Raw genomic sequence first — 10,103 nt, 5'->3', positions numbered from 1 at the left:
TGCGGATCCTCATCGAGGCGGCCGACGCCTCGGGCGCCTCCCTGGTGGAGGCCGGGGTGGACGACGTGGCGATCACCCGGTAGTAGGGGATCCCGCCGGTGCGCGACACCGTCGCCGGGCGGCGGGGCGGAGATCGCCCTCGCCGTCCGGCGGCCGTCGCACACCGGCGGGCAGCACATCCTCTCCATGCCCCAATGGAACTCTTTAATGCTAAATGGGCTATGCGTCCAGATTTGCGCCCCAGCCTGTGGGCAGTCTCCAGACGGAGTACGGACCCTCTCGCACGGCGAGGAGAAGACCATGACCCAGCCACAGCAGCCCGAGCTCCGCAGATCCGGCGGGGCGCCGACCAACGACGAGAACCTCGACGTCATGCCCGACACGCCCAGCGGCACCTCGGCCTCCGGAGCGCCCGCACGGCACGGACAAGGGGAGCAAGGGCGGCGGGAAGGGCGGCGGAGTGCCGCCGGACCAGCGGCCGCCGCATCCCGCGTGACCCTGCGCGGCGAGCCGGTGCCCACCGAAGAGGCGGGCACCGGCTCGCGGCGTTAAATGTGACTGTTTGTCCGTTTTGTGGAGGGTAGGGAATCCGGCGAGTGCGAGCAGAGGAGGACCCATGAGCAAGACGGTGGCCGAGGTGATGACGGCCGATCCGGCGACCCTCGACGCGAGCCAGCCCGTATCCGTCGCGGCTCAGCTGATGGTCAGCGAGGACACCGGCGCGGTGATCCTCACCGACGACGGCCATGTCAGCGGGATCGTGACCGACCGCGACATCGCCGTCCGCGTCGTGGCCCAGGACAAGGGCCCCGACACCCCGGTCCGGGAGGCGTGCAGCGAGGAGCTCACGACGGTCGGCCCGACACCAGCATCGAGCAGGTCGTGCAGCTGATGCGCGACAAGGCGGTGCGGCGGGTGCCTGTGGTCGAGAACGACCACGCCGTCGGCATCGTGAGCATCGGAGACCTGGCGATCGACCGCGACTCCGACTCGGCTCTGGCCGACATCTCCGCGGCGAAGGGGAACCGCTGACGACACACCGGCCGGGGTCGCCGCCCGGTGACCCCGGCCGGTCCATGCCCAGGGGCGCGCACCGGCCGTACCCCGGTGGTCCCGGCCGGTCGGTACCCGGCGATGCGCACGCACCGGTCCGTACCCGGCGGCGCCCGGTGGCCCCGGGAGGACTGGTGGGGGGACCGGCCGATCCGGCTGTGGGCGGCCCGCCGCCTGCACGACTACTCCCATCTGCGCCGGGAGCGCGGGCCCGGGGTCAGGGCATGGGTCCTGTCCGGGCGGGAGGTGGGCCGGGGGCCCGACAACGAGCCCCTCATCCAGTGCGACGAGGCCGTGGCGACCGTCGACGACGCCGTCATGGAGGAGGCCGAGGAGCTGATCGACAGCCAGGGGACCGACGCGTGGGCCCCCTCGACCGGGAGTCCGGTTCGCGCGCCGGCTGACCCCGGCACCGCCCTCGGCCCCGGCACCGCCCCGGCCCCGGTCCCGCCGTCGGCCCCGCCGTGGGTCCCGCCGTGGGTCCAAGTCCAAGTCCAAGTCCCGGTCCCGGTCCCGGTCCAAGTCCCGGCCTCGGCCTTATGGCCGAGTCACGGCCGCACCATGCCTCCGCTAACCTCGCCTAGGTCACGCAGGCGCGGCAGGGAAGGCATCCACGTTGATCGGCTGGTTCGAAGCGGTGGTCCTCGGACTCCTTCAGGGACTGACGGAGTTCCTGCCCATCTCCTCCAGCGCCCACATCCGGGTCGTCTCCGCGTTCCTCGGCTGGCCGGACCCGGGCGCCGCATTCACCGCGGTGATCCAGCTCGGCACCGAGGCGGCGGTGCTCATCTACTTCCGCAAGGAGATCTGGGAGATCATCTCCACCTGGACCCGGGCCCTGTGGACGCCCGCGCTGCGCTCCCACCACGCCGCCCGGATGGGCTGGTACGTGATCGTCGGCACGCTCCCGATCCTCGTCCTGGGCCTGCTGTTCGAGGAGAAGATCGACACGATCTTCCGGGACCTGCGCCTGATCGGCACCACGCTGATCGTCTTCGGCCTGATCCTCTGGCTCGCCGACCGCAAGGCCCGCGACAAGCTCACGCTGGAGCGGCACCTCAGCTTCACCCACTCCGTCGTCTACGGCCTCGCCCAGTCCCTCGCCCTGATCCCGGGCGTCTCCCGCTCCGGCGGCACGATCACCGCGGGCCTGCTGCTCGACTACCGCCGCGAGGAGGCCGCGAAGTACTCCTTCCTGCTGGCCATCCCCGCCGTGCTGGGCGCGGGCGTGCTGAAGCTGTTCGACATCGGCGAGGAGGCGGCCCCCGCGTGGGGACCGACCATCCTGGCCACCGTGATCTCGTTCGCCGTCGGCTACGCGGCGGTCTCCTGGTTCCTGAAGTACATCAGCACCCACCGCTTCACCGGCTTCGTGATCTACCGGGTGGTCCTCGGCGTGGTGATCATCGCCTTGGTGAGCTTCGGCGTCCTGGACCCCTCCGCGGGCCAGGGGTGACCCGGGGCGGGACCGGTGCCCGCCCGGAGCCCGTCATGGTCAGTGACAGTAACGGCACAGTGATCAGAAATGCCTGACATATCCGGCGACGCCGGGCAAGATTGCCGGTGATGAACAGGCAGCCGCCTCCAGACGCCGCCGTCCCGCCGCACCGCATCGGGGTCTACACCCCGGTCCGCCGCCTCGGCGAGGGCGGCATGGGCATCGTCCACCTGGCACGGGACCCCGCGGGCCGGCAGGTGGCGCTCAAGGTCATGCGCCCCCAGCTCGCCGCGCAGGAGGAGTTCCGCCGGCGCTTCCGCAAGGAGGCGGAGGCCGCGCAGAAGGTCGCGCGCTTCTGCACGGCGGCGGTGCTCGACGTGGGCCTGGAGGACGGTCAGGCCTACCTCGTCACCGAGTACGTCGAGGGCTCGGACCTCGCGACCGTCATCGAGGAGCAGGGGCCCGTCACCGGGTCCAACCTGGACGCCCTGGCCGTCGGGGTGGCCACGGCCCTGTCGGCCATCCACCGGGCGGGGGTCGTCCACCGGGACCTCAAGCCGTCGAACATCCTGCTCAGCCCGGTCGGGCCGCGGGTCATCGACTTCGGCATCGCCCAGCTCGCGGAGACGGCCGGCGGGGACACCAGCGTGGTGATCGGCACCCCTTCGTACATGGCCCCCGAGCAGGTCAACGGCGAGCGCGTCACGGCGGCGGCCGACATCTTCGCGTGGGGCTGCGTGGTCGCCTACGCCGCCACCGGCCGCCCCCCGTTCGGCGGCGGGGCCGCTCCGTCGGTCCTCTACCGGGTCGTCCACCACGCGCCGCACCTCGACGGGCTCGACGAGCGGCTGCGCCCCCTCGTCGAGCGGGCGCTCGACAAGGACCCCGCCCGCCGGCCCACCGCCCAGCAGCTCATCGACCGGCTCCTCGGCCAGGAGGAGGTGGCGGCCGAGGCCGCGACCAAGGCGGTCAGCGACATCTGGACCCCGACCCGGCTCCAGGTCCACACTCGGGTCGCGTCCGGTTCCGACTCTCCGGTGGCCGACTCTCCGGTCCCCGGCTCCCGGAGCCGGTGGACGGTGCCGGTGCTCGCCGCGGTCACCGCGCTCGCGGTCGCGGCAGCCGTGCTCTCCTTCGTCCTCCAGTCGGGCGCAGGCGGGCGGGAGCCGTCCGGGAACGGCCTGCCGGTGGGCCGGGACCTCCAGATCGACGGGATCCCCCTGCACGTCGAGATCGCCTCGCTCACCCGCAAGGGGCAGGGGGTGACCCTGCAGTGGTCGGTCCGCAACACCGGCACCGACGACTGGAACCCGTGGGTCGCGTTCGGGTCGCAGTCGGCGACGGCCCCGTTCTACTACAACAGCACCGCGGGCGTGATGCTGGTGGACCCCTCCAGCGGCAAGAAGTACGGCCCCACGACCGACGGGGACACCTGCTCGTGCAGCCCCACCACGGGGGACCTCGCGCCGGGGGACACCGAGTCGTACTACTCCGTCTTCACCGGGGTGCCCGAGTCCGCGGAGGAGCTGGGCGTCCAGATCCCCAGTGTCGGGCTGTTCGCGAACGTGCCGATCTCCTCGTAGTGCTCCTCGTTCCGACCGGCCGGATCCGGCAGGTTGAATAGGGGTCGTGACGGCGGACGGACAGGACCACAGCGGGCAGACACCGGACGGACCGGGCCCCGGCGGACGGACCGCGGACGGACGGGACCACAGCGGACGGGCCGCGGACGGGCCGGGGAGCACCGGGCGCCTGCGCTCCGAGTGGTCCGGCCTGCCCGTCCGGCACGCCCTGCCCGAGCTGCTCGCCGCCCTGGACGCATGCGGCGCGGCCGTGCTCGTCGCACCGCCCGGCACCGGCAAGACCACCCTCGTCCCGCTCGCCCTCGCCGGGCTCCTCGACGGCTCGGCCCGCAGCAGGGTGATCGTGGCCGAGCCGCGCCGGATGGCGGTGCGGGCCGCGGCCCGGCGCATGGCCTGGCTGCTGGGCTCGGAGGTCGGCGCCGAGGTGGGATTCTCGGTCCGGGGCGAGCGCCGGACGGGTCCCGGCACCATCGTGGAGGTCGTCACCACCGGGGTCCTCCTCCAACGCCTTCAGCGCGACCCCGAGCTCGGCGGTGTGCACACGGTCCTGCTCGACGAGTGCCACGAGCGCCACCTGGACGCCGACACCGCCCTCGCCTTCCTGCTCGACGTCCGCGCGACCCTCCGCCCCGACCTGCGGCTGGTCGCCGCCTCGGCGACCGCCGACGCCGAGCCCTGGGCCCGCCTGCTCGCCACGGGAACCCCCGGTGACACCGCGTCCTCCACGGATCGGGGGACCACCGCCACCCCCACGGGCTGGGGGACCACCGCCGGTCTCTCGCCCGGACCGGAAACCGCACCCGGCCCCGACGGACCGGAACCCGCGGCGCCGATCGTCCGCGCCTCCGGCACCATGCACCCCGTCACCCCGGTCTGGGCCCCGCCCACCCGGCCGGTCACCCCGCCGCACGGCCTGCGCGTCGACCCCGCCTTCCTGGCCCATGTCGCCGACGTCGTACGGCGGGCGCTCGCCGAGCACGACGGGGACGTGCTCTGCTTCCTGCCCGGGGTCGGCGAGATCGGCCGCGTCGCCGGAATGCTCGCCGACCTTGAGCGCTCCGGCGGTCCGGAGGGAGGCGACCGCCCGAACCGACCCGGCGGACCGGCGGAGGACGGCCGCCCGGACCGGCCCGGCGGCCTGCGGATCCTGCAGGTCCACGGCCAGGCCCCGGCCCGCGTCCAGGACGAGGTGCTCTCCCCCGGCGGCGTCCGGCGGGTGGTCCTGGCGACCTCGGTCGCCGAGTCGAGCCTCACCGTGCCCGGCGTCCGGATCGTGGTCGACTCCGGCCTTGCCCGCGAGCCCCGCACCGACCACGCCCGCGGCCTGGGCTCCCTCACCACGGTCCGCGTCTCCCGCGCCTCCGCCGAGCAGCGGGCCGGGCGGGCGGGGCGGATCCGGCGGGACCGGCTACCAGGGAGGAGGCCCGGGGATCCCGCCCACGGTTCCCGACCTGGACGCGAACCCCCGGGCCAAGGCGATCGTGGGGTACGCGCTCGACCAGCTCGGCGATCGCTACGTCTTCGGCGCGACCGGGCCGCACACCTTCGACTGCTCCGGGCTGACGCTCCGCGCCTACCAGGCGGCCGGGATCGGCATCCCCCGGGTCGCCGCGGACCAGTGGGTGCACGGACCGCGCGTGCCCGACGGCGAGGTGCAGGCCGGAGACCTGATCTTCTTCGACAGCACCGGGGACGGCAAGGCCGACCACGTGGGCATCGTGCTCGACCCCGAGCGGAAGACCATGATCCATGCGCCCAACTCGCGCTCGGTGGTGCGCGTCGAGAGCTACGGCGACTATCCGACGCCCCGGCTGGGGTTCACCCGGCCGGGAGCGGGCTGAACGCCCCCCGCGCCGCCGGCCGTACGGCCTGCTCCTCCGGCCGGGGTCGACCCGGCAGGGGGCGGGCTGAGCGCCCCCGGCGGGGACGGGCGGCGGGTCCTAGTAGCGCCGGCGGCGCGGGTGGCCGCCGATCGCCTTGCCGAGGTGGAACCCGCCCGGCAGGGTCACGCTCACGTACTTGCGGCCGTCCGGAGTCCGGGAGACGTGGAACCGGCGGCCGCCGAAGCTGTGCCCGACCCCGTGCCGGGACAGGTTGACGCGGAACGGACCCAGTTTGATCGACTTGTGATAGTTCCAGCCCATGTCTCTCCCCGTCTCGTCCGGAACCCGAATGCCTGCAGTGGGAACAACGCCGGACGTCCGCCGGGGGTTCCGGATCAGCGGCGGGACGACCCGCTGAGGGTCTTGCGCCAGTGCAGGCCGCCGGGCAGGTTGACGCTGAGCGTGCGGCGGCCGTCGGCCGTCCGGGTCACCCGGAAGGCGCGGTTGCCCCAGCTGTGGCCGACCCCGCTCCGGGAGAGGTTGAGACGGAACGGACCGAACTTCATCGACTTCCTGAATCCCCAGCCCATCGCTTTCCTCCTTGGTGGGTCCGTGGAGGTCGGCTACCCGTCACGGAGGTTGCAAACCTGCGCAAAGCGGGCTGTGGCATCCTGGGGGCCGTCAGGAGGTGCGAACGCCGTCCTCTCCGGGCCCCGGAGCCGCGGACGGCGAGGACGACGGTGAGGGCGCCGCCGCCGGGGGCACCGTGCCGGGCGGCATGCCGGGGAAGGCCTCGATCTCCGGGCGCAGGCCGTAGGAGCGCTTGACGCACTCCTGCATGGCCAGGGCGGCCATGCGGCGCAGCGCCGCGTCGTCGTCGGCGGCCAGCTCCAGGTAGGCGGTGGTCACCCCCTTCTCGACCAGCACCGCCAACTCCACGGCCTGGGCCGCGGTGGACGGGGTGACCGGGAGCGCGTAGGCCGCGTCGGCCTCGGCCGGGACGCCGCCGCGCTCGGTGATCAGGGACCGGAGCCGGTCGCGGCGGACGCGGTGGGCCTTGAACGCCGCCGTCGCGGTGGTGCGCAGGTCGCCCGTGGTCCGGGCGGCGATCACCCCGTAGGCGTAGACGGCCGCGTGCTCGGCCGCCAGGGCCGTGGCGAGCCCGCCGGTCCCCGCGCTCAAAGCGACCTCGGCAGGGCCACCGCGTGCGCGGCCTCGCAGGCGCCGATGCACGCGATCAGCTGGGCGAGCGCGGGGGAGACCCCCTCGGTCTGCCGGGGGCGGAGCGCGGCGGCCTTCCGCTCCAGGTCGCGCAGCTTCCGCAGGGACGGCCTCGGACTCGGCGAGGGGGTCGCGGAGGCGGACGGGGAGCCGGGGGGAGACGCCGTGGCGGCGGGCTCCGGAACGTTCCCTGCGGGCAGTCTCCGGCGCAGTTCGGCCAGGTGGGCCTCGTGCCGCTGCCGGAAGGGGACGAGCCGGCGCGAGGGCAGCGCGGCGTACAGCGCGACGGTCCGCTCCTTCTCCTCGATCAGCTGCCTGAGCAGCACGGTCTCCGGATCGGGCGGCGGCGCGGGGACGGGCCCGGGCTCCTGGCCGGCGCATCCCGCGACCGTCACGGCGGCCGCCCCGAGGGCACCGCTCCGCAGCAGCGCGCGCCGGGTGAAGGAACGCACGGACGACCTCCGGTCTCGGGTGGGGTGCTGACGCCTCTAGCATCGTACGGGCTCGCAACCGCGGTCACCTCGCGATCCCGGGGTGTCCCCGGGCGTCCTCGGGTGTCCTCGGGTGTCCCCGGGCGGCCCCGGGCGGCCCCGGGCGGCTCTGCCACACCGAGTGACGCTCTTTCCGCGCCCGGGTGTGGATAGGCTGGGGAATCACATGGGCGAGGTGCGCCCGGACGAGATCGTGACAATAGGAGGTCGACATGGGCAGCGTCACATCCCGCGACCGCCTGATGAAGCTTCTGGAGCCCGTCGTCGGAGCCGAGGGGTTCGACCTGGAGGACGTCACGGTCACTCCGGCGGGCAAGCGCCGGCTGCTCCGGGTCGTCGTCGACCGCGACGGCGGCGTGAGCCTGGACGGGGTGGCGGAGGTCAGCCACGCCGTCTCCGCCGCGCTGGACGCCGACGACGCGATGGGCTCCGCCCCCTACGTGCTGGAAGTCTCCTCTCCCGGAGTCGACCGCCCGCTCACCGAGCCGCGCCACTGGCGCCGGGCGGCGGGGCGGCTGGTCAAGGCCGACCTGCGGGACGGCACGTGCGTGGAGGGCCGGATCGTCGCCACCGACGAGACCGGTGTGGAGCTGGACGTCGAGGGCGTGCGGCACCGCGCCGACTATCAGGACCTGGCCCGAGGACGGGTGCAGGTGGAATTCCGCCGGCTCGATGAGAGCGACGACGCCGAAGACGACGGCGAAGACGGCGACGAGGGCTAAGGGGGAGCCTCGTGGACATCGACATGAGCGTCCTGCGCAGCCTGGAGCGGGAGAAGGACATCTCCTTCGACCTGGTCGTCAAGGCGATCGAGGACGCGCTGCTGATCGCATATTTCCGGACCGAGGGCGCGGCCGCCAAGGCCCGCGCCGAGCTGGACCGGAGCACCGGTCACGTGGCCATCTACGCCGCGGAGATCGGCGAGGGCGGGGAGGTGCTCCGGGAGTACGACGACACCCCGGGCAACTTCAGCCGCATCGCCGCGACCACCGCCAAGCAGGTCATCCTGCAGCAGCTCCGGGACGCCGAGGACGAGATCAACTTCGGTGAGTTCGCCAGCCGTGAGGGCGAGCTCGTGGCCGGGGTCATCCAGCAGGGCAAGGACCCGCGGGTCGTCCTGGTGGACCTGGGCAAGATCGAGGCGGTGCTCCCGCACAACGAGCAGGTCCCCGGTGAGGAGTACGTCCACGGGGAGCGGATCCGCTGCTACGTGGTGCAGGTCAAGAAGGGGCACAAGGGCCCGTCGGTGACGTTGTCGCGGACCCACCCCGGCCTGGTGAAGAAGCTCTTCGCGCTGGAGGTCCCGGAGATCGCCGACGGCACCGTCGAGATCGCCGCGATCGCCCGGGAGGCGGGCCACCGTACCAAGATCGCGGTTCGCTCCCGCCGGCCGGGCGTCAACGCCAAGGGCGCCTGCATCGGCCCGATGGGGTCGCGGGTGCGCAACGTGATGACCGAGCTGCACGGCGAGAAGATCGACATCATCGACTGGTCGGAGGATCCGGCGGAGTTCGTCGGGAATGCCCTGTCGCCGGCCCGTGTTTCCCATGTCGAGGTGATCGACGCCGCCGGCCGCGCCGCGCGGGTGACCGTGCCGGACTATCAGCTCTCCCTGGCCATCGGCAAGGAAGGGCAGAACGCCCGGCTGGCCAACCGCCTGACCGGTTGGCGCATCGACATCCGGCCGGACACCCATGTGGAGGGTGCGGCCGGTTCCGCAGATGCATCCACACGGTAAGCTGGAATATGGTGGCCAGGCTGCCCCACTGAGAACTTGTGTGGGTTGCCGGGTTCGCACGGTTTCCTCCGAGCTGCTCCGCCTGGTGGCGGTCGAGGGCGTCATAGTCCCCGACCTGCGACGACGGCTCCCGGGACGTGGTGCTTCACTGCATCCGACCCCGAGATGCCTCGAGCTCGCCGAGCGCAGACGGGCGTTTCCGCGCGCGTTCCGCGTCACGGAAACGCTCGACCTGTCGCTTGTGCGCGGCCACGTGGAAGAGCTGCAGGCTGAAAGGACCGGGTGAAATGGTTGCCAACTGTCATGTAGGACGCCGAGTTGATGGGCTGGTCAGATAGCTATGAGCGCCTGATGAGCATGCGGCGATGAGTACGTCTACGTAACGACGGTCCGGCGGCACAGCCTCCCGGGCCGAGTAAGGGAGTGCAGTGGCGAAGGTCCGGGTATACGAGCTCGCCAAGGAGTTCGGTGTGGAGAGCAAGGTCGTCATGGCCAAGCTCCAGGAGATGGGCGAGTTCGTTCGTTCGGCGTCCTCGACCATCGAAGCACCGGTGGTCCGCAGGCTCACGGAAGCTTTGGGCGTGTCCCCCAAGGGTTCGTCCGACAAGGGTGCCGGAAGGGCGCCCAGGCCGCCTCAGGCGGCCCCCAGGCCGGCCGAGGGGCAGGCCGGCGGCGCTGCGGCGCCCACCTCGGCGCCAGCCGGGACCGGCGCTCCCAAGCCGGGTCCGCGGCCGGCCGCCGCCGCGCCCCTTCGGC

14 protein-coding genes and 2 pseudogenes are annotated in these 10,103 nt (G+C 73.0%); 12 read left to right on the top strand and 4 right to left on the bottom strand.

Annotated features, from left to right (window positions below; genetic code table 11):
- The first annotated feature begins 300 nt into the window (after nt 1–300).
- The 8 genes and pseudogenes from ACWJ6R_RS21765 to ACWJ6R_RS21730 all read left to right on the top strand — a co-directional run bounded on the left by ACWJ6R_RS21765 (nt 301) and on the right by ACWJ6R_RS21730 (nt 5,915).
- Nucleotides 301–552, top strand: coding sequence for a hypothetical protein (locus ACWJ6R_RS21765; protein WP_449064001.1), 252 nt, complete (start codon nt 301–303; stop codon nt 550–552).
- A 64-nt stretch (nt 553–616) separates the two neighbouring features.
- On the top strand, nt 617–892 hold the full coding sequence (locus tag ACWJ6R_RS21760) for a CBS domain-containing protein (RefSeq protein WP_449064000.1): 276 nt from the start codon (nt 617–619) through the stop codon (nt 890–892).
- A complete protein-coding gene (locus ACWJ6R_RS21755) occupies nt 892–1,032 on the top strand; it encodes a CBS domain-containing protein (protein ID WP_449064003.1) in 141 nt (46 codons plus the stop codon). Before ACWJ6R_RS21760 ends, ACWJ6R_RS21755 begins: the two co-directional genes overlap by 1 nt.
- Before the next feature lie 102 nt (nt 1,033–1,134).
- Nucleotides 1,135–1,407 (top strand): annotated as a pseudogene (locus ACWJ6R_RS21750) (DUF6098 family protein); the annotation flags it as partial.
- A 262-nt stretch (nt 1,408–1,669) separates the two neighbouring features.
- The gene (locus tag ACWJ6R_RS21745) at nt 1,670–2,509 is read left to right on the top strand and encodes an undecaprenyl-diphosphate phosphatase (RefSeq protein WP_449063999.1); all 840 of its coding nucleotides are present in this window, start codon (nt 1,670–1,672) and stop codon (nt 2,507–2,509) included.
- A gap of 110 nt (nt 2,510–2,619) precedes the next feature.
- The gene (locus tag ACWJ6R_RS21740; RefSeq protein WP_449063998.1) at nt 2,620–4,074 is read left to right on the top strand and encodes a serine/threonine-protein kinase; all 1,455 of its coding nucleotides are present in this window, start codon (nt 2,620–2,622) and stop codon (nt 4,072–4,074) included.
- Between the two features lie 169 nt (nt 4,075–4,243).
- Nucleotides 4,244–5,467, top strand: a pseudogene (locus tag ACWJ6R_RS21735) (helicase-related protein); the annotation flags it as partial.
- 88 nt (nt 5,468–5,555) lie between these two features.
- Nucleotides 5,556–5,915: a C40 family peptidase gene (locus tag ACWJ6R_RS21730; protein WP_449064002.1), complete on the top strand. Its 360-nt coding sequence runs from the start codon at nt 5,556–5,558 to the stop codon at nt 5,913–5,915.
- Nucleotides 5,916–6,014: 99 nt separating this feature from the next.
- On the opposite strand, the gene ACWJ6R_RS21725 is transcribed toward ACWJ6R_RS21730, so the two are convergent.
- From ACWJ6R_RS21725 to ACWJ6R_RS21710, 4 genes are all read right to left on the bottom strand, one after another.
- Entirely contained in the window at nt 6,015–6,218 is a 204-nt protein-coding gene (locus ACWJ6R_RS21725; protein WP_449063997.1) for a DUF4236 domain-containing protein, read from the bottom strand.
- A 74-nt stretch (nt 6,219–6,292) separates the two neighbouring features.
- Complete coding sequence (locus ACWJ6R_RS21720) at nt 6,293–6,487, bottom strand: DUF4236 domain-containing protein (protein ID WP_068896999.1); 195 nt, start codon at nt 6,485–6,487, stop codon at nt 6,293–6,295.
- 91 nt (nt 6,488–6,578) lie between these two features.
- Nucleotides 6,579–7,079, bottom strand: coding sequence for a ferritin-like domain-containing protein (locus tag ACWJ6R_RS21715; RefSeq protein ID WP_449063996.1), 501 nt, complete (start codon nt 7,077–7,079; stop codon nt 6,579–6,581).
- The gene (locus ACWJ6R_RS21710) at nt 7,076–7,570 is read right to left on the bottom strand and encodes a hypothetical protein (protein WP_449063995.1); all 495 of its coding nucleotides are present in this window, start codon (nt 7,568–7,570) and stop codon (nt 7,076–7,078) included. Before ACWJ6R_RS21710 ends, ACWJ6R_RS21715 begins: the two co-directional genes overlap by 4 nt.
- A 251-nt stretch (nt 7,571–7,821) precedes the next feature.
- Between ACWJ6R_RS21710 and rimP the strand changes: the two genes are divergently transcribed.
- The 4 genes from rimP to ACWJ6R_RS21690 form a co-directional block, all read left to right on the top strand.
- Nucleotides 7,822–8,331, top strand: coding sequence for a ribosome maturation factor RimP (gene rimP / locus ACWJ6R_RS21705; RefSeq protein WP_449063994.1), 510 nt, complete (start codon nt 7,822–7,824; stop codon nt 8,329–8,331).
- Nucleotides 8,332–8,342: 11 nt separating this feature from the next.
- Nucleotides 8,343–9,347 carry a transcription termination factor NusA gene (gene nusA / locus ACWJ6R_RS21700; RefSeq protein WP_449063993.1) on the top strand — a complete coding sequence of 335 codons (1,005 nt, stop codon included), beginning with the start codon at nt 8,343–8,345 and terminating at the stop codon, nt 9,345–9,347.
- Nucleotides 9,304–9,633, top strand: coding sequence for a YlxR family protein (locus ACWJ6R_RS21695; protein ID WP_449063992.1), 330 nt, complete (start codon nt 9,304–9,306; stop codon nt 9,631–9,633). The genes nusA and ACWJ6R_RS21695 overlap by 44 nt, the downstream gene beginning before the upstream one ends.
- A 142-nt stretch (nt 9,634–9,775) precedes the next feature.
- Nucleotides 9,776–10,103: translation initiation factor IF-2 N-terminal domain-containing protein (locus ACWJ6R_RS21690; protein ID WP_449063991.1), on the top strand; the 328-nt coding region annotated here is incomplete at its 3' end.

It is taken from the genome of Planomonospora algeriensis (assembly GCF_977012225.1).
This window is presented reverse-complemented; position numbering and strand designations above follow the sequence as displayed.

Coding starts and splice junctions, on each gene's coding strand:
- ACWJ6R_RS21760 (WP_449064000.1), top strand. CDS start 617: ATGAGCAAGACGGTGGCCGAGGTGATGACGGCCGATCCGGCGACCCTC.
- ACWJ6R_RS21765 (WP_449064001.1), top strand. CDS start 301: ATGACCCAGCCACAGCAGCCCGAGCTCCGCAGATCCGGCGGGGCGCCG.
- ACWJ6R_RS21720 (WP_068896999.1), bottom strand. CDS start 6,487: ATGGGCTGGGGATTCAGGAAGTCGATGAAGTTCGGTCCGTTCCGTCTC.
- rimP (WP_449063994.1), top strand. CDS start 7,822: ATGGGCAGCGTCACATCCCGCGACCGCCTGATGAAGCTTCTGGAGCCC.
- ACWJ6R_RS21755 (WP_449064003.1), top strand. CDS start 892: ATGCGCGACAAGGCGGTGCGGCGGGTGCCTGTGGTCGAGAACGACCAC.
- ACWJ6R_RS21740 (WP_449063998.1), top strand. CDS start 2,620: ATGAACAGGCAGCCGCCTCCAGACGCCGCCGTCCCGCCGCACCGCATC.
- ACWJ6R_RS21725 (WP_449063997.1), bottom strand. CDS start 6,218: ATGGGCTGGAACTATCACAAGTCGATCAAACTGGGTCCGTTCCGCGTC.
- ACWJ6R_RS21695 (WP_449063992.1), top strand. CDS start 9,304: ATGTGGAGGGTGCGGCCGGTTCCGCAGATGCATCCACACGGTAAGCTG.